Genomic DNA, 19285 nt, shown 5'->3' with positions numbered 1-19285 from the left:
TACATTCTTTGTTGTGCTAACGGGGGCGTTTGCCGAAAAAGCAGCCGCCTCCCTACAACTACACCATCAAGAGTTAGCATCTTCGGCTAACGGGCAGCATTCCTGTTATAAAGAAAAATGGGGTTTGAACACAAAAAGAACCTCTTGGTATGATATGAGTGTCCTGTGCTGGCCAGCAAAAAGGACAAAATCATATCTACCAGGAGGCCTTCAACATGAATTATAACCAAAATGAAAAGATTGCTCAAATTACTTCTCAAACACTAATTATAGGTGTAGACATTGCAAAATTCAATCATGTCGCGCGTGCTCAAGATTTCAGGGGAATGGAGTTTGGAACCCCTTGTCATTTTGAAAATTCACACGCTCACTTCGATCTGTTCTTAAGCTGGATTAAGCAGCTGATGGACCAAAATAAGATGGACAAGTTAATTATAGGCATGGAACCAACAGGACATTACTGGCTAAACTTAGCTCACTATCTTAAGGAGAAAGAGATTAAGTTTGTGGTGGTGAATCCCATGCATGTAAAGAAGTCCAAAGAGTTGGATGACAATTCACCAACTAAAAATGACGTTAAAGATGCCAAAGTGATTGCCCAGTTAGTCAAAGACGGAAGGTACGCTGAACCACAAATTCCGCAAGGAGTTTATGCAGAACTTCGTGTGGCCAGAAAAATACGCGACCTTTTGTCTGTTGATTTACAGATGCTTCAAGGGCAAATTCACAACTGGCTAGATCGTTACTTCCCTGAATTTCTCACCGTTTTTAAGGACTGGGAAGGGAAAGCAGCACTACAATTATTGAAGTTGAATGTATTACCACATGAGTTGGAACTTTTATCGGATCAAGACATTCTGACTCACCTTAGAAAGGCTGTAAAACGTGCGGTTGGACTCCGTAAAATTCAAGAGCTGAAACGAGCTGCCAAAGACTCAATTGGCATTCGCGAAGGCTCAAAGATGGCTAAATTAGAGCTCCGCACTTTACTGGAAAAGTATGAGTTGGTAGTCGAGAGGTTCGAAGAATTAGATTCTGATACTGAAGAACTTCTTGAACAGATCCCTGGTGTTCCACAAATGTTAGCGATCACGGGAATCGGTAAGGAAACAGTGGCTGGGTTCTATGCGGAAGTAGGAGACCTAAGAAACTATTCTCATCCTCGCCAGATCATCAAATTGGCGGGACTTAGCCTGAAGGAGAATACTTCTGGAAAGCATAAGGGACTAACCAAAATCACGAAACGAGGCAGGAAAGCACTCAGGGCTCTCCTCTTCCGAGTAGCAATGCCGTTAGTCGCCAAGAATGCCGCCTTTAAAGCTTTACATCATTATTTTACTACTCGACAGAGTAACCCATTGAAAAAGATGCAGTCCATGATTGCCATATGTAACAAGCTTATCCGAATCTTATTTACGATTGGAACAAAGCAATGTGAATTTAGTGAAGAAAGAATGTTGAAAGACATTCCCCATCTAGCTCCATTAAAGGATGCAGCTTAAGTTTTACTCATTTTTAATATTTTCTTAGAGGTTATTACCATAGACATTTGAAGCACGGATTAGTCAGTAAAACCATTAAAGTACGGGCACAGACCCTGTAGGGCAGCATGACTGACATCCACCTCATGGAAAGGTTGTACGAAGGAATTTTAGAGCATAGACTCTGTGAGAATTGGGAGGGTTAACCTCCATGAGAAATGTGGAGATCCACCAGTGCGACCATACTTTTACTAGTTAACCACTTTTTGGATTGAAGTGGCTGGGTAGGCTAGCTTCCTTTTTCTCTTTATGCCCAAAATTCCCCTTACTTTCAACATCTATCCATACTTCAAATGTCTTAGTTAATTAAATCTCCTAGAAATATTGAGAATAAGGGAGAGAACAAGAGCTATCTCTTTATAGAGGGAGGTTAATCGAATATCATAATTAGATAATTACCATTCTGGGAACAGGAGTGATGCAAATGCCCCCTGACAAACAAAATAAAAATCAAAAGCTCCAAAAAGTCCAAAGCTTGTATAGAAAGAAGAAGCGAGAACAAAAAACAGATGTTAAAGATTATAAGGTTGGAACATTCGGAAGCATTGTTGTAACCATTTGTCTTATTTTGTTCTTCATCTTTTTTATAATGAGTGTATTGTTTGATATGGGTGTGTCAGTACCTGAAATATTTGGAAGATAAATTAGACTGAATACCATTCAAGTCTTCCAGTAAAGGGGGCGTTAATTTAATAACACAAATATAGCGAAGAGGTCAAATATACATGATTTTATTCAATAAACTGTGTATTTGGCCTCTTTGTTATTTACTTTAAAATAGGAATGTGTTTTACAGCTGTCTGTTTTTATAGTTGCTGCATTTCAATATAATATGGAAAGATATTTTCCAATAAGGCGTGTCATATTAATGAGCAGAAACTGTTTCATTTTAATTTACGGTCACAAGTGGGTAATCAGGGAATGTATTATCCACTTTTTTACATGTCGTGTAGGTATTTTTAAACAGAATGTCGAAGTATGTATTATCAGGTTTGAGTTACGGAGGAGTGTTGCTAAGTTGGAGATTACCAAAGAAGATGTGATTTATTTTATTTATATGAGAAATTCTGAAAAGGGAGGATCATCGAAAAGATATTATAAAATACTACATAACAAAGAATCAGAAGAGTACAAGAAATTTATAAATGTTTATCTGAAACATAAACATCTGTTATCTGTAAGAGAACAATTAGTATTGGATTCTGTTTACGGGGTAAACGGAACTCCTCTAAAACTTAGGGAACTCGCAGAGATTATTGAGGTGACACCTTCAAGAGTAAACCAATTAATCTATAAAAGCGAAAGAAAACTGGCTGAACACTTTCGTTGGGAATACAAGGTTAACTATTATTAACATGTTTTAATTTGTTCATATAACAATGATTATATGAACTTGATACAGTTCTAAGTTGAATTTTCGTGTTGATAAATTAGCACTAAAGAAGGGGGGAAATGAAGTGGATAATAGTCAAGACCTAATTAATGATGATAGTGGAATTAAAAGTCTGAGTGGTTTTGCGTATCAAATAAGGGTTTTTATTTATTACATGTCTAAAATGGATGAAAGTGGACAAATAGAATTTGAAACCTTAGAAGATGTGGTTTTTAATAATACAAATTCGAGTTTAGACAAATTCATAGACAAAAACTCTGAATCTTTTAGCAGCTTATATAAAAATACAAATGGATATTTTGCAATTCAAGTAAAAAGAACTAAAATTAGTACAAATACTAAAAACAAGTTACTTTTCAATTGGTTATTACTTGAATCAAAAAAAACAGATATTACAAAGTATGTACTTTACACGGATGATAAATATGGCAACAAAGGAGATTTATTTGATTCTTCTTATGAAGACTTATATAAATTAGTAATAGACTCATCAAAAAAGTCGAATGCTTTAATAAGTAAAGTGAAATTAGTATATAAGGAGAATCCCGAAGGATTTAAAAAAGCGTATGAAAAAATAAAAGAGAATTATATGTTTGTTTCAGAAGAAAATCTTGATAACAAAATATTGGATGGTTTTGCACTTCATTTTAATAGAAAGGGAGTTAGTGAACTAACTTATACTTTAAGAATAAAAGAACTAATTAGAGATGTTACTGGTGATATAATTTCAGCTGTTGATAAAGGAAATGCTTATGTATGTACGTACACGGAAATGATGGGGAAAGTTGAGGATATTACTGAGCGAATTAAGGATAACCATTATGAACCAGATTACATATCTTTTAAAAAAGCAAGAAGAGTAAATCTATCCGATCAATCTATATTACAGTCCCGCGAATATTTACAGTTAGTAAAATGTAATCTTTCTGAGAAGAGAATTGAAGAACATTTAATTTATCAACAATATTATGAGAGTATAAAATATCGTCATTTAGAAAATAACAAGTTAAATCTTGTTGAAAACATTGAAGGTACAACATATGAAAACTTCTGTAGTGTTAAAGAAGAGTTGGAAATTGATGGAAAAGATTCTCCAATAAAAAGATTACTTAAAACGAAAGCAATGCAAAATTATTATGCTCCAAAGAATCAAACAAGATATGGGTCATGTATCTATTTAACTAAAGATGACGTAGAAGACGATAATAAAATATCATGGGAGGATGACTAGTGAATAAAAACATTTATGAAATGGAAATTATTTTGCTTAGCACTTACTGTGATATAGCTTTAGACATTTTAAAAAAGCACAAGAATTTAAGTGTTAATAAGGTTATTACATTTTCTTATATCATAAAAAAGAATAAATATATGAATTCAAGTATTTATAATGCTTCGAATAAAAATGATTTAGTTCTTAAGTGCTTATCTCAGTTAAATGGTCTATTTGACGATTACTGCGAGAATATACAATACATTATTGGTGCTATTCATTTATTAATAGAAAATAAAAAAATATCTGAGGTTTTAGGGGAACTGATTTATATAGAAACAAGTGAAATTGTCATAGTAGACAATTCTTTTATAAATAATGCAATAAAAGAAAGCAAGAAATACTCTGATAAGCAATTTTTGAAGGAGGTGGTCCGAAGTGTTTAAGATAAATAAATTAAGTATGGTGGATAATAACGAAAATATGTATGAATATAAGTTTAATAAGGGTGTTAATTATTTCAAGGGTAAAAACAGTTCTGGTAAAACAGAATTTTATAGCTTCATTGACTACATATTTGGGGACTCACAAAATATTAAGAAGAAAGTTTGGTTTAAGGATACCTTAAATTATGCGATTATGGAATTTGAATATAATAGTATCACATACTTACTTAAAAGAACACTTGATAAAGATATAAACTATTTTAGATATAAAGATGAAGGATGGGGAGAACCAATTAATCTATCCGAATACAAAGATAAATTAAATTCCATATTTACTATTGATTTGGCAGCATTGAGTCGTATTAGAGAGTTTACCGAGGAAAACTTGACCTATCGAACTTTTACAATTTTTAATTTTTTAGGTGAAAAATCACTTGGAAATCTAAATGATTTCTTTACCAAAAGTAAAGATATAAAGTATTCAACGAAGTTACCCTCAATTTTAAATTATGTTTTTAATAATAATTTAGAAAAAATTTTCATTTTTAAAAAACAATTAGATGAACTTCAAAAAAAAGTAAGCAAACTTCAGAGTTCTATTCAAAGATATGATTTTATAAAAAACCATATTAATTCCAATTTAAAAAAGTTAAATATATCAATACTTTATAATGGGAAAAATAAAGACTTGATATTAAGTGAAATAAATGAAATTAAGTCCTTTGAGGAACCAAATAAACGAAACAAAAAATCTAAGACCATATCTGAACTAGAGTCAATCTATAATAATATAAATGAACAAATTAAAATATACGAAAATACAATTGAAGATAATAAAAATTTCGAAATTGAAAATGTTAATAGAAAGAAGCTAATTGATAGTTTATCTCTTCTATTATCAAAAAATAGCAATTACAACTACTTGATTGATCCAATTATCAAGATGGTAAACGATTTAGATAAACGTATTTCATTTAATAAATATGTTATAACAAACCATTCAATTAACGATCTAAAGAAACAAAGAGAAGAAGTAAAAAACGAAATTTTTGCTAATGAAGCACGTTTTTCTTCTTTTGATATTTCAGAAAAGTCACGTTCGATTGCGCTTGTTGAAGAGTATCTAAATATTGACGTGATATATGATACTGAAGAGCTCAAATCTTTACAAGCGCAGTCCAGAAAATTAAAAGAAGAAATTAAAAAATTACAAAATAATGATGATGATACAAAAATCAAAAACTTATCTGATTATATAACTGACTTGTATAAATCTGCTACAGATGTTTCAGATATAATTAGGAATGATGATGATTTAGAAGGATTCTACATTCAGTATTATAAAAAAGGGAACTTACTACAACCTAAAGTAATGAGTTCAGATTCTAATAGCCAACTTGAAAATTACTATGTTGGCAGTATGGCAAGACATACATTAATTCAATTTTGTGGTTATCTAGGTTTTTTAGATATGTTAATAAAAGAAAATAAATATCCCTTGATACCAATATTAGTAATAGACCATATATCTAAACCTTTTGATTCAGGTAATAGAAAAGCAATTGGAGCAATTTTGCAGAAATTCTATAAAAGTATGGATGAGAAAGATTTACAAATATTTATATTTGATGATGAAGATTATGAAGACTTATCCATTGTACCTAATCACAGTGAAAATCTTGTGGATAATACTAAAACAGGTTTTAATCCATTCTTTCATGAGGTTTCAGATATAAGATAATAACGGTAGTAACTTTACTGGAGGTGCAAAATGTCTAATAAAACAACTTTACGAATAGACGCACAAATTTTTAATATAGACAAAGTTATTTGCCGACACATAGATAATCTTGGTACTTCGCCAAGAGGTGTAGTTTCACAGGACATTCTATCCCAATTGCGTAACTTTGTTGAGCATATAATGCTAAAGTTCTACGCCAACGGTAAAGATATAGAAAACAGCTATGTCAATATCGGAAATGCAATTGACTTTGTTAAAGTAAGGGGCAATTTAAAAGTGTTGTGGCGGTTTCATGATTACTTGCAAATCGTAGCATCACACTATACGCTTGACGAGGAAAACTCCGAGCGGTTAATGCTAAAATATTACGAGTACCTTTTGAAAATCAAAAACCTTATGAATGATAGATTTTCCTTTGATGTTCTTAGAAATCTTGAAAATTTTCCGCTGAACGTGGATTCAAACCTACAGGAGTACTATGAGAATATTGCCGCTAAGATAAAAGGCTATAATATGCAAAACGTTGGAAAATCTGAGAAGTACTATATCCAAAAGGTGAAACCCTTCTTTGTCGGTCAACGGGTTTACTATGAGGTAACATTTACACCAGCAAATGATTATGCCAGCAAGTTTAACCGGATTATTGCCTTTACAAGTTTGGAAATAACCGACAACTACGCAGTCAAGTTAGCTTTTGCCCACGACAGCATTGAAATCCTCGGCAAGACTATGCCTATCACTGTAATTGTAGGTTGGGAAGTCGCAATTCGAGATTGTGAGTTCAAAAATTTCACAAGTTTGATTAGAGGGACAACCGTTAAAACAGGATATGCTGAACAACAGGGAATCTCCCTATTTTTAACATCAACGGGATTTAATCTAACAGAACTCGTTGATTTTCCTGATGTAGACTTTCAAAAAATTAAGCAGCAAGCGACACAACGATCCAAGGCGGTTGTGTTCTTCAATGATTTAGAGCATTGTCGCACGATAATGAATACAAATGGCGCGGGCAAAAATCTGCTACGTTATTTACTTTACCATATGAATAACAGAATTATTAAGAACCAGTACCAAAGCCTTGCAAACAATAATTTGTCCAGGCTTTATATGAAAAACGGTTGTATCCCGTTCGATAGTATGCCCTTTAATTCCTCGCCGATAGGACATAACCCCAGACTGGTCGATTTGTTCGCTTGCATTAATGCCGATGAACGGAAGCATGAAATACTTGCACGTCTGGTTAGGAATAACACCGAAATCAAAGGACAACTTTTTACGCCTATTAAGGATATTGTTGGATTTAATGATATACCAGCACTCGTAAGAACCTACAACTCTAATCTATGGCACGGTCACCTTGAAAACGGTAAATTAGTGATTGAATCTGGTCAAATCTTCATTAATGGTTATAAAAACGATACACGGTTCATTATTAGCGAACTTGAGGATCTAGCAAAAAGCGGAGTCGATAACTATTCAAATTCGGTTAAGGCATGGTTGTGTGAACCTAACCACGGTGTTGACTGCGAAGAGAAAAAAAAGGCTTTAACTCAGATGTTTGAAAACTCAAAGGTGGCTCTAATGTACGGATCAGCCGGAACGGGGAAGTCTACACTCATAAATCACATTGCACATTTCTTTGCCGATAAGAAAAAGCTGTTTTTAGCACAGACCAACCCTGCTGTGGATAATTTGAAAAGACGGGTGAAAGCTTCCAACTGCACATTTTCAACTGTTGCAAAATTTGTAAAAAAACAGAGCATCATTACAGACTATGACTTGCTTATAATAGACGAGTGCAGTACGGTGAACAATCGTGATATGAAAGGTATTCTTACCAAAGCTACATATAAGTTGTTGGTTTTGGTAGGGGATTCATATCAAATATCTTCTATCCGATTTGGTAACTGGTTTAGTGTGGCTCGTGCGTTTGTTCCTGAAAACTCGGTGTTTGAGTTGACGAATCCTTATCGGAGCAAAAACGAGGGTTTACTCACACTATGGGACAGAGTACGTAAAATGGACGATACCATTCTGGAACTTATTACACGGCAAGACTATTCCAACACGTTGGATGTTTCAATTTTTGCCTCTGCTGAAGCAGACGAAATAATTCTATGTCTTAATTATGACGGGTTGTACGGAATCAATAACATTAATCGTTTTTTACAAGAGAGCAATCCGAGCGTTCCAGTGTTGTGGGGAGTTCAGCAGTATAAGGTCAACGATCCAATATTATTTAATGAATCCGACCGCTTTGCGCCCCTGATTTACAACAATATGAAGGGGCGGATAGTAGGAATAGAAATTCTTGATAGTGAAAAGCCCACCGAGCGCATACAGTTTGATATCGAACTAGGTATGGTAATCAACGGCGTAGATGCCTTCGGTCAGGATTTTGAGTTATTGGACAATTTAGCTGGCGGTAACTCCGTAATACGTTTTTGTGTCAACAAACTTAAAAGCACAGATGAAGATGATGAAGGCTCTTCAAAATCGGTAGTACCATTCCAAGTTGCATATGCCGTTTCCATCCACAAGGCACAAGGCTTGGAGTACAACTCTGTTAAAATTGTCATAACAGATGAGGTTGACGAACTTATAACACATAATATCTTCTACACGGCAATTACCCGTGCAAGAAATAGGCTTAAAATCTATTGGACACCTGAGGTCGAGCAAAAGGTGTTGAGTAACATAAAACCAAAAAACAACAATAAAGATATACAGTTGTTGAAGAATGGCATCGAATGATGACTTTGGAAAACTAATTCGCTCTGTCGAGTTTTACTATGTAGAATGAGTTTTGATATTCTATTTCAAATAATAAATGTTGTTATGTGGCAGTTTAACTATACTAAGTAATGTGTCTGTTCATGCATACCCATAGTGTGAAAAGCCTATGGATATGTTTCCGAAAACGGGATAGTTCGAAAGACATGCATTCTGTCTTCTCGGTACATATGGAGTGTGTGAACAATGGGAACAGATATTGGCTTTAAATTGCTAACATTTTGCTAACGCAATCCAGTGAAAAGCGATAAATTTTTGTTAAAGATGTTACAGTAAGAATTTAGTAAAACCTTGATTTTCCGGACTTTCGCACATAGCGTGTAAATACAATATTACAACTCTCACCTTGGGGCGGCATGAAGTAAAGTATTATTTAATGTGAAAAAGCTGAATGAGAAATACTTCATCATCAATACATGACATAATTATCATTATGTGTAGCTGAAGGTGGAATTAAATCATTATTATTGCTTCTAAGATATTTTTAAAATAAGCCAAAGTATTATGGATAATACAAAAACCTTCCGATTAGGAAGGTTTTTATTATGATCAGTAACTGGAAAAATAAAGTGTCGAATTAAAGGTTCTTCATACTCTTTATTGAAATGATGATTGTTTTGCTTGTGATTTCAGTATTGCTGTTCATTACTATACCAAATGTAACGAAGCAGGGGACATCCATAAACAGTAAAGGATGTAAGGCATTTCGGAATATGGTGGAAGGGCAGGTCGAGGCCTATAGAATGGATCAAAAACAACTTCCTGCCGATTTACAGGCGTTAGCGGACGCCGGATATTTAAACAAAGAGTACCAGCAGTGTCCAGATGGAAGAGCACTCGCTATCGATAGTGAGGGAGCCGTCACTATTGTGGATTAAGCTTATAAAAAATAAAAAGGGCCACTCGATCATAGAAATGCTCCTTGTTTTGGCTATCACCATCATTCTTCTGTTTTTCACTTCCTTTAGCATTCTCCCTCTCCAAGAGTCTCTCACTAAAAAAAACTTTATCTCCTTACTGAAAGCAGACCTTTATTATCTGCAAAGTTACGCAATCAACAAGAAAGAAAAGGTGGTGCTGCAATTTTTTCCTTATGGCAGCAAATATTCAGCAAGTGTATCAGGCGGGGAGAGTTTACTGGTGCGCCCTCTGCCTGATGGCATATCGCAAATCCCTCATTCATCCATAAACAGCATTACGTTCTACCCAAACGGTAATACAGACAGATTTGGCACGATTTCCTATGTGGCAGGAGGGAAACTGATTAAAGTCTCTTTCCATATCGGACAAGGAAGATTTTATGTTCAGGAGTGAGAAAGGATATGGAACTGCTGAAGCCCTTGTTGCAGTCTCAACTATTTTTATTATCATGGGAATGTTCATCCCCCTCCTTTTTGAGGTACTTTCTGCTCTTGAAAATAAAGAAAACAATCTTGCAGCTGCAAGGGTTCTCTATGAACATCTAGAAGAAGAAGTTTTCTCTGGACAGACTGAAACAGGCAGCTATAGAAGGAACGGAACAATATATAGCGTAATAAGCAATAAAAAGACAATATGTGTTCAGTACACTGATTATAAAGGGGTAACACTGAGCGATTGTTTGAAAGAGGTTGTGATCGATTGAAAAGCCAAGCAGGATATACTCTTCTTCATGCCGTCTTTACTCTTTGTATATTTTTATTGATTGCTTCCTGTATGCCGCCAATCATATCAGGAATTGCCTTGGTTGAAAATAAACTTGCCCCCTCCAAAGAGTATGAATGGAACTTGTTCAGCCATCAGTTCCGGCTGGAATTCAGAGGGGCAAAAGATATAAAGGTAAATGATTCATCTGTTATTTTCATTAAAAACGGTGAGGAAATACTGTATGAGAAATATGGAGATTATCTAAGAAGGAGAGTGGACAGAAGAGGACATGAAATTGTCCTCGGACCATTGAATGCCCTGGAATTGAAAACTGAGGAGAATGGGATTGAAATACTTGCAAGCTTTGAAGATGAGGTTGAGGTTGGAAGGTTTTTTACGTATGGACAATGAAAAAGGGTATATCCTTCCGTTGACCATGATGCTGGCAGCAGCCATTTTACTCATTTCTGTATCAGCTTCCGCTATTTTCGTGTCAAGGTATTCCTATTTGGATACAATGGAAGAAGGTTATAACAGGGAAAGTTTAATGCTTTATTCTGTGAATAAGCTGATTGCAGAAGGAAAATCAACAAATGGAGCTTTCACCTATCCGGAGGGTGTAGTACGATATGAAGTGGACAGGGAGGATCAACTGACGACAATGATTCTTTCACTTGAGACAGATGGTAATAGCTTTGATCCCCTCTTGGTGAAATATAAGAATGACACAAAAGAAATTTTGGTATGGGAATAGGAGCTTGATATGATTTTCTTGATTGGATTTATGGGATGCGGGAAAACGACAATTGGGAAAAAGCTGGCAGAGCATTTGGGCTGGAATTGGTTTGATACCGACCAGTTAATAGAAGAGAAGTATGAATTGAAAATTAAAGAAATCTTTGAGAAATATGGAGAAGAAAGGTTCAGGGAAATGGAAACAGAAGCCCTTAAGGAACTGAAGGGCGAGCAGGGTATAGTGATGACTGGAGGAGGGATGGCAGGCAGGAAGGTTAATCGTGATTTAATGAGAGAAAAAGGGAAGGTCATTTGGTTAAACTGCAGCTTTGAAGAGCTGGCCAAGCGAATTTCGAATGATGATACAAGACCGCTTGTCACTCAGAAAGGGTTGGCCGGGGTGAAGTCCTTGTATGAGGAAAGGCTTCCCTTATATGACTCGGCAGCCGATCTTGCCATTGAAACTGCAGAATTGACAATAGATGAAACCATTAAAAAAGTCCTTGCTTGTTTAAAGGTGGACCATCCTGGTGAAACTAATAGGTGAAGCTTTAAGGATGGTGGATTCTATGTCATTAAATGATTATGTTAAGTATATGACACAAACAGTTGTCCAGCATTTAGAAAAGTCGCCTCAAGAAAGAAGGACAATCAAAGAACTCAGGAAAACTGAAAGGCCCGCCTTTCTATTTCGCTGGTTTGGTGTTATACCGTATGCGCTGATGCTCTTTTTTAAGAGAAAATAAAAAACGGGATGGAGACTAACGCAGCTCCATCCCGTTTTTTCTATTCCATCCGCTGCAAGTTTTCAGATTAGGAACTGAGATAGAATAATCCCCCGTTGATGATCTCCACTTTGATTTTAGGTTCGTACTGTTCAGCAAGAGCTTGCTTTTCGACATAATAGGATTCAGGTTTTTCATCCTGTCCTTCATAGAATTGATCAAGTAGATTCAGGTCTTCTTCCCATCTTGCTCTTGCTGACGCTGCCCAGTCAGTTGGCTGGGCCTGCAGCTCTCTTTGTATCTGGGAACGAATCCTTGCAATCCCGCTCCTTGGCTTGACGATAGGAGTGAGTGTGAATGTGAAGTCTGGTATTTTAGGAGTTAAGTTTCTCTTCATAAGTTCCTGTTGGAAATTCTCCATCATCATGCCATTAATTAGATTCAATCCAATGGATTTGAGTAAATCCTTTTTCAGGTCGCACTGGTAGGACACCTTGATATTTAATCCCAGCCAAGGCTGCAATGGAGTTTGTCTGCCAGGCACAGCTGTTTTGTTTTCATAGAGGCGGGTATAACTTGCCAGCTTTCTTGCAGAGCGGAAGATTTGGTGAAGTCTCGGAGAACCAAAATGAAGGACTTCACCTTTAAGATTTTCAGGTGCCTTTTCTTGATTGGTAATGAGACAAAGCCTCATCGGGTTAGGAATCCCGCCTGTTTTCTCCAAATAATGCCAGTAAAAAGGCCTGTTCATCAACTCTTTGTCCATATCGATGGTCAGCTGGACATTCATAAACCCTGGTTGGTTTTCGACGATTTCGCATTCATTGGCAGTGAAGTACCGCTCAAGAAATTGATGAATTTCGGCTTGCTGCATTTTCTTGTTCCTCCTTCATATTCTCCGCAAATTGAATCATGGCTGACAGGTTATCCATCTTGATTTTCATTTCCCCCTCAGAGCGGGAGTTGGAGAAAATATCATCAATATGATCTTCAAACTTTCCGAAATCAAGCTTTGTCAGGATATCATCAAGCTGGCCGATAACCTTTTCAAACAGATTTATTTTTTCATAGAGAAGTTTCAATATGTGCTCCTCTACCGTATTGCGTGTAGCAAAGTTGTAGATGTGAACATCTTCGGTCTGTCCGAGCCTGTGTACCCTTCCGATTCTTTGCTCCAGCCTCATCGGGTTCCAAGGGAGGTCGAAGTTGATGATGTGGTGGCAGAATTGCAGGTTGATTCCTTCTCCGCCTGCCTCTGTGGCAATTAATACTTGCGCATGGTTTTTAAACAGCTCGCGCATCCAGTCTTTTTTTCCGCGTTTAAACCCTCCTCGGAATGGAACGGAAGTGATGCCGTTCTGTTTGAGGAACCACTGAAGGTACAATTGGGTCGCTCTGTACTCCGTGAAAATGATCACTTTATCATTGACCGATTGTATGATTTTAAGAGCTTCCTGAGCCTTGGAATTCGATTGAACCTGCTCAACCTTCTTCATTAGTGCATTTACATTGTTTGTAAGAAGAGCTGAAGGCTGTTCCTGCCTCTCCAGCATGTTCTTCAATGTATAAAAGACTGCTTCCCGGCTGCTGCAAGCCTCTCTTTGAAGCGTCAAAAGAGAGAATGAACTTGATACCCATTCATCATATGGCCCTTTTAAAATAGAGAAGCTGTCATACAGCGCCCTTTCCTCTTCTGTGAAGTCGATGAGTACGGTTTTTACATGCCGTTTCGTCCACTCTATGCCTGTATCGCTCCGGCGGTTCCGGATCATCACTTTATTGACCAATTCCTTCAGATGGGCATCGTTACCGACTGAGCGGGAACCTTTTTTATACTTTTCGGAAAACCCGCTTTCATTTCCTAAATGCCCTGGTTTTAAGAGCGACACGAGATGGAAAATTTCTTCCACCCGGTTTTGGATGGGAGTGGCTGTGAGCAGCAGACAGAACTTCTTTTTCAGATTCTGGACAAATTCATAATTTTTCGTTTTATGATTTTTAAGTTTATGGGCTTCATCGATGATGACAAGATCATAGTTTTGTTCATAGACCTTTTCCTTGTGAGGGCTTCTTTTTGCTGTGTCGATTGAAGAGATGACAATGTCGCATTGATCCCAGACGTAACTCTTCTTCTGTGCCACGGCAGGAATGAAAAACTTCGAGTTCAATTCAATTGCCCATTGGGAAACAAGGGAGGCAGGAACTAGTATCAATACCTTCTTTACAAGCCCCCGAATCATATATTCTTTTAATATGAGTCCAGCCTCGATTGTTTTTCCAAGTCCCACTTCATCAGCCAGGATGGCTTTGCCGTTCATAGACTCGACGACTTGTTTTGCGACTTCAAGCTGATGCGGCAGAGGAGTCAGGTTTGACAAATGTTTTGGTGCTTGCAGCCCTTCAAAGTTCGGAATAACGGTATGTTCTTCCACCTCGACTGCCAGCTTGAATAAATCCCAATCAGACCATGGGCCGTCTTTCTCGATCCGGGACTCCAGTTCTTCACTCCAGCTGTCATCAAATAGTACTTCAACGTCCATGAAAACAACTCCTTATTTTTATCATAAAAATGATTGCCGAATATGCGTTATAAATGATAGGATGTAAGTAGATTTTTAAAGTTTAGAAATTTGTAAAAAACCGAACATTCTATTTCGAGCAGAATTCTTTATATTGTTAGTATGACCAATTTGTTCAATGAATATTGGCGAATGAAAGCAAGGGGAGAGACTGTTGGATAACAGCGCCGAAGGAGCAAGCAATTTATTTGTGAATCTCTCAGGCAAAAAGACTCTTGCCGGACGCATCTCTGGAGAGTGTTTCAGTTTTTCGAAGCCACCCAAGAAGAAAGCCATCAGATGGTTAAACTTTCAGGTGAAAGGACAGAGGATCTCTTAACAAGGGGTTGTTCTGTCCTTTTTTGTGTGTTTGAATGACATCTCTTGTTTAACGGTCGGGACTAGTAAAGAAGGTTCATAGAATGAGGATATCAGCGAAGGGGGAAAAACAATGGCACAACTGAAACGTACGCCTTTATTCGAAGTGTACAAAGAAAATGGCGGAAAATGCATCGATTTCGGGGGCTGGGAGCTGCCAGTTCAATTCTCAAGCATTAAAGAAGAGCATGAAGCGGTGCGTACCAAAGCTGGTTTATTTGATGTATCTCATATGGGGGAAGTTGAAGTCAAAGGAAGCGGGTCTCTTGACTACCTGCAGAAAATGATGACAAATGACATTTCACGCATCAAAAACGGCGGTGCGCAATATACAGCCATGTGCTATGAAAACGGTGGAACAGTTGATGATCTGCTGGTTTATAAAATTGAGGACAACCATTACCTCCTTGTTGTGAATGCGGCCAACATAGAGAAAGACTATCAGTGGCTGCAGGATCATGTTGATGAAGATGTGGAACTGAAAAATTTATCCGAAGATTACGCACAGCTGGCCATTCAAGGGCCACTTGCAGAACAGATCCTGCAAAAGCTGGCGAACGGGACCACTTTAAGTGATATCGGATTTTTTAAATTTCAAAATGAAGTAGATTTAAACGGCATTAAAGCCCTTGTATCAAGAACAGGCTACACAGGGGAAGACGGATTTGAGATCTATTGTCCTGCTGAAAGCGCTTCAGCACTCTGGACGGCCATCCTGAAAGCCGGCGAGCCTGAAGGGATCCTTCCTTGCGGCCTGGGTGCCCGTGATACTCTTCGTTTCGAAGCCAATCTTGCCCTTTACGGTCAGGAGCTGTCTGCTGACATTACTCCGATTGAAGCAGGAATCGGTTTTGCTGTGAAAGTCGAAAAAGAAGCTGACTTTTACGGAAAAGAAACATTGAAGGAACAGAAAACAGAGGGTGCACCAAGAAAGCTTGTCGGCATTGAAATGCTTGAACGCGGAATTCCGCGTCATGGCTATAAGGTTTTCTTGAACGATGAAGAAATCGGTGAGGTAACGACTGGAACACAGTCTCCAACCTTGAAGAAGAATATCGGTCTTGCTCTTATCAAGACTGAATACAGCGGCCTGGATACAGAACTATTTGTTGAGATCCGCAATAAGAAGCTGAAAGCGAAAGTTGTACCTACACCATTTTATAAAAGACCAAAGAAGTAGCAGGGAGGGGATTCCTTATGAAGCATCGTTATTTACCAATGACAGAACAAGATCAAAAGGAAATGCTGGAAGCGATTGGAGTCAGCTCTGTAGACGAGCTGTTTGAAGATATTCCTGAGAAAGTGAGATTCAAGGGCGAGTACAACATTAAGAAAGCGAAAGCTGAAACTTCCTTGATGAAGGAATTGAGCCAGTTGGCTGCCAAGAATGCAGACTTGCGTTCAAATACATCATTCCTTGGAGCAGGTGTTTATGATCACTATATGCCTGTGATTGTGGACCATGTATTGTCCCGTTCTGAATTCTATACAGCCTACACACCTTATCAGCCGGAAATTTCTCAAGGAGAATTGCAGGCCATCTTCGAATTCCAAACGATGATTTGTGAATTGACAGGTATGGACGTAGCGAACTCTTCCATGTATGACGGCGGAACGGCCCTTGCCGAGGCTGCCATGCTGAGTGCCGGCCAGACCAGAAGGAAGAAGGTTCTTGTCTCCAGCACTGTCCACCCTGAATCAAAAGACGTTCTGCGCTCCTATGCAAAAGGACAATATATTGAAGTAGTAGAAATTCCGCATAAAGACGGAGTGACGGATGAGAAGGCATTGGAAGAAATGATGTCAGATGAGATCGCTGCGGTTATCGTCCAATACCCTAACTTCTTTGGAAGAATAGAAGAACTTGCAAAGCTTGAGAGCATCGTTCACGACAAAAAGGCAATGTTTGTGGTTTCCTCAAATCCTTTGGCACTTGGTGTGCTGACACCTCCAGGGAAGCTCGGAGCTGATATCGTCATTGGTGATGCACAGCCTTTCGGAATTCCAACAGCATTCGGCGGGCCGCACTGCGGATACTTTGCTGTAACGAAAAAACTTATGCGTAAAGTACCTGGGCGCCTTGTCGGCCAAACGGTTGATGAGGATGGACAGCGTGGATTCGTACTAACTCTTCAAGCGCGTGAACAGCATATCCGCCGAGATAAAGCTACCTCCAACATCTGTTCCAACCAGGCACTGAATGCTCTTGCAGCTTCTGTTGCCATGACAGCACTGGGCAAGAGCGGCGTGAAGGAAATGGCAATGCAAAATATTCAAAAAGCTCATTATGCAAAAGAAGCACTTAAACAAAACGGAGTGGAAATTGCATTTGAAGGGCCTTCTTTCAACGAGTTTGTCATAAAGACAAACCGCCCTGTAAAAGAAATCAATTCAGAGTTATTGAAAAAAGAATTCATCGGCGGATATGATCTTGGCCTCGTTGATTCCGATTTAAATCATCATATGCTTGTAGCGGTTACAGAACTTCGTACAAAAGAAGAAATCGATACATTTGCTAAAGAATTGGGGGATTATCATGCATAAGAACGATCAGCCTCTCATTTTTGAACTATCAAAAGAAGGACGTACCGGCTACAGCCTACCTGAGATCGATGTTCCGCAAGTCGACTTATCGGAATTGATTCCGGCAGAATACACACGCGAGGAAGCACCTGAACTTCCCGAGGTTTCTGAACTGGATATCATGCGCCATTATACAGCACTGTCCAAGCGTAATCATGGAGTAGATTCAGGTTTCTACCCTCTTGGGTCTTGTACAATGAAATACAATCCGAAAATCAATGAAAATGTAGCGAGATTCAATGGCTTTGCCCATCTTCATCCTCTACAGGAAACAGAAGGTGTGCAGGGTGCATTAGAATTGATGTATGATTTGCAGGAGCACTTGAAAGAAATTACTGGTATGGATGAAGTGACTCTTCAGCCTGCAGCAGGAGCTCATGGTGAGTGGACTGGATTGATGATGATCCGTGCTTATCATGAGGCAAACGGTGATACAAATCGTACAAAAGTTATCGTTCCTGACTCTGCTCATGGAACAAACCCTGCATCTGCAACGGTTGCTGGTTTTGAAACAGTGACAGTAAAGTCTGATGAAAATGGCCTCGTGGATATGGAAGACCTTAAACGTGTAGTGGGTGATGATACCGCAGCATTGATGCTGACAAACCCAAATACGCTGGGACTCTTCGAAGAGAACATCCTGGAGATGGCTGCAATTGTCCATCAGGCTGGCGGTAAGCTTTATTATGATGGAGCGAACTTGAATGCGGTTATGTCAAAAGCTCGTCCAGGCGATATGGGCTTTGATGTCGTTCACCTTAACCTTCACAAAACATTCACAGGTCCACACGGTGGCGGCGGTCCTGGAAGCGGTCCAGTAGGAGTGAAAGCGGACTTGATTCCATACCTTCCGAAACCGGTGCTTGTAAAGCGTGATGACGAGTATGTATTCGACTATGACCGTCCGCAGTCCATCGGCCGTGTAAAACCTTACTACGGTAACTTTGGTATCAATGTACGCGCCTACACCTATATCCGCACAATGGGTCCTGACGGATTAAAAGCGGTAACGGAAAATGCAGTTATCAACGCCAATTATATGATGCGCAGACTGGCTCCTTACTTCGATCTGCCGTATGACCGCCATTGCAAGCATGAGTTTGTCATCAGCGGCAAGCGTCAAAAGAAACTGGGTGTCCGCACGCTGGATATCGCTAAACGCCTGCTTGACTTCGGGTATCATCCGCCGACAATCTACTTCCCATTGAATGTAGAGGAATGTATGATGATCGAGCCGACTGAAACGGAATCAAAAGAAACGATTGACGCGTTCATCGATGCGATGATCCAAATTGCTAAAGAAACCGAGGAGAATCCTGAGATCGTTCAGGAAGCCCCTCATACAACAGTCATCAAGCGACTTGACGAAACACTTGCTGCGCGTAAACCAGTATTACGTTACACAAAAGAAGATTAATCTCGAAAAAGGATGTCCTGCATGGGCATCCTTTTTTTCATTGTCGGTTAAAAAAGTGAGAGGGTGGAAGGCGGCTGGGTTCGTCTGGTTTGGACGCCAAAAAATTAAATGAAAAAATCTCAATTATTTTTTA

General features: G+C 38.4%; 19 protein-coding genes and 1 riboswitch. Of the genes, 17 read left to right on the top strand and 2 right to left on the bottom strand.

Annotation, left to right across the window (positions count from 1 at the left end):
- The first annotated feature begins 215 nt into the window (after positions 1-215).
- The 14 genes from ACOJQI_RS15855 to ACOJQI_RS15790 all read left to right on the top strand — a co-directional run bounded on the left by ACOJQI_RS15855 (position 216) and on the right by ACOJQI_RS15790 (position 12237).
- On the top strand, positions 216-1502 hold the full coding sequence (locus ACOJQI_RS15855; RefSeq protein ID WP_421379595.1) for an IS110 family transposase: 1287 nt from the start codon (positions 216-218) through the stop codon (positions 1500-1502).
- A gap of 463 nt (positions 1503-1965) precedes the next feature.
- Entirely contained in the window at positions 1966-2184 is a 219-nt protein-coding gene (locus tag ACOJQI_RS15850; protein WP_421379593.1) for a hypothetical protein, read from the top strand.
- Between the two features lie 375 nt (positions 2185-2559).
- Positions 2560-2895: a hypothetical protein gene (locus ACOJQI_RS15845; RefSeq protein ID WP_421379591.1), complete on the top strand. Its 336-nt coding sequence runs from the start codon at positions 2560-2562 to the stop codon at positions 2893-2895.
- Between the two features lie 103 nt (positions 2896-2998).
- Positions 2999-4165, top strand: coding sequence for a hypothetical protein (locus ACOJQI_RS15840; protein WP_421379589.1), 1167 nt, complete (start codon positions 2999-3001; stop codon positions 4163-4165).
- A complete protein-coding gene (locus tag ACOJQI_RS15835) occupies positions 4165-4593 on the top strand; it encodes a hypothetical protein (RefSeq protein ID WP_421379586.1) in 429 nt (142 codons plus the stop codon). The genes ACOJQI_RS15840 and ACOJQI_RS15835 overlap by 1 nt, the downstream gene beginning before the upstream one ends.
- Positions 4586-6334: a hypothetical protein gene (locus ACOJQI_RS15830; RefSeq protein ID WP_421379584.1), complete on the top strand. Its 1749-nt coding sequence runs from the start codon at positions 4586-4588 to the stop codon at positions 6332-6334. Before ACOJQI_RS15835 ends, ACOJQI_RS15830 begins: the two co-directional genes overlap by 8 nt.
- 30 nt (positions 6335-6364) lie before the next feature.
- The gene (locus ACOJQI_RS15825; protein WP_421379578.1) at positions 6365-9091 is read left to right on the top strand and encodes an ATP-dependent DNA helicase; all 2727 of its coding nucleotides are present in this window, start codon (positions 6365-6367) and stop codon (positions 9089-9091) included.
- A gap of 644 nt (positions 9092-9735) precedes the next feature.
- Positions 9736-10008, top strand: a complete 273-nt coding sequence (comGC, locus tag ACOJQI_RS15820) for a competence type IV pilus major pilin ComGC (RefSeq protein WP_421379576.1) — start codon at positions 9736-9738, stop codon at positions 10006-10008.
- Entirely contained in the window at positions 9998-10444 is a 447-nt protein-coding gene (gene comGD, locus ACOJQI_RS15815; protein ID WP_421379573.1) for a competence type IV pilus minor pilin ComGD, read from the top strand. Before comGC ends, comGD begins: the two co-directional genes overlap by 11 nt.
- Positions 10431-10754, top strand: coding sequence for a hypothetical protein (locus tag ACOJQI_RS15810; RefSeq protein WP_421379570.1), 324 nt, complete (start codon positions 10431-10433; stop codon positions 10752-10754). The genes comGD and ACOJQI_RS15810 overlap by 14 nt, the downstream gene beginning before the upstream one ends.
- On the top strand, positions 10751-11167 hold the full coding sequence (comGF, locus tag ACOJQI_RS15805) for a competence type IV pilus minor pilin ComGF (protein ID WP_421379567.1): 417 nt from the start codon (positions 10751-10753) through the stop codon (positions 11165-11167). The genes ACOJQI_RS15810 and comGF overlap by 4 nt, the downstream gene beginning before the upstream one ends.
- Positions 11157-11510 carry a competence type IV pilus minor pilin ComGG gene (gene comGG / locus ACOJQI_RS15800; RefSeq protein ID WP_421379565.1) on the top strand — a complete coding sequence of 118 codons (354 nt, stop codon included), beginning with the start codon at positions 11157-11159 and terminating at the stop codon, positions 11508-11510. Before comGF ends, comGG begins: the two co-directional genes overlap by 11 nt.
- A 9-nt stretch (positions 11511-11519) precedes the next feature.
- On the top strand, positions 11520-12038 hold the full coding sequence (locus ACOJQI_RS15795; RefSeq protein ID WP_421379563.1) for a shikimate kinase: 519 nt from the start codon (positions 11520-11522) through the stop codon (positions 12036-12038).
- Between the two features lie 10 nt (positions 12039-12048).
- Complete coding sequence (locus ACOJQI_RS15790; RefSeq protein WP_421385489.1) at positions 12049-12237, top strand: YqzE family protein; 189 nt, start codon at positions 12049-12051, stop codon at positions 12235-12237.
- A gap of 67 nt (positions 12238-12304) precedes the next feature.
- On the opposite strand, the gene ACOJQI_RS15785 is transcribed toward ACOJQI_RS15790, so the two are convergent.
- On the bottom strand, positions 12305-13090 hold the full coding sequence (locus ACOJQI_RS15785) for a YqhG family protein (RefSeq protein WP_421379561.1): 786 nt from the start codon (positions 13088-13090) through the stop codon (positions 12305-12307).
- Positions 13059-14756, bottom strand: a complete 1698-nt coding sequence (locus tag ACOJQI_RS15780) for a DEAD/DEAH box helicase (protein WP_421379559.1) — start codon at positions 14754-14756, stop codon at positions 13059-13061. The genes ACOJQI_RS15785 and ACOJQI_RS15780 overlap by 32 nt, the downstream gene beginning before the upstream one ends.
- Positions 14757-14927: 171 nt before the next feature.
- Positions 14928-15020: riboswitch (glycine riboswitch) on the top strand.
- A 205-nt stretch (positions 15021-15225) separates the two neighbouring features.
- On the opposite strand from ACOJQI_RS15780, the gene gcvT reads away from it, so the two are divergent.
- From gcvT to gcvPB, 3 genes are read left to right on the top strand one after another with little or no spacing between them, the layout of a single operon-like run.
- The gene (gene gcvT / locus ACOJQI_RS15775) at positions 15226-16332 is read left to right on the top strand and encodes a glycine cleavage system aminomethyltransferase GcvT (protein WP_421379556.1); all 1107 of its coding nucleotides are present in this window, start codon (positions 15226-15228) and stop codon (positions 16330-16332) included.
- A 17-nt stretch (positions 16333-16349) separates the two neighbouring features.
- A complete protein-coding gene (gene gcvPA / locus ACOJQI_RS15770) occupies positions 16350-17696 on the top strand; it encodes an aminomethyl-transferring glycine dehydrogenase subunit GcvPA (protein WP_421379553.1) in 1347 nt (448 codons plus the stop codon).
- Positions 17689-19152, top strand: coding sequence for an aminomethyl-transferring glycine dehydrogenase subunit GcvPB (gcvPB, locus tag ACOJQI_RS15765; protein ID WP_421379551.1), 1464 nt, complete (start codon positions 17689-17691; stop codon positions 19150-19152). Before gcvPA ends, gcvPB begins: the two co-directional genes overlap by 8 nt.
- Positions 19153-19285: the final 133 nt, after the last annotated feature.

The organism is Bacillus salacetis, from assembly GCF_049177075.1.
Lineage (GTDB): Bacteria > Bacillota > Bacilli > Bacillales > Bacillaceae_B > Rossellomorea > Rossellomorea salacetis_A.
This window is presented reverse-complemented; position numbering and strand designations above follow the sequence as displayed.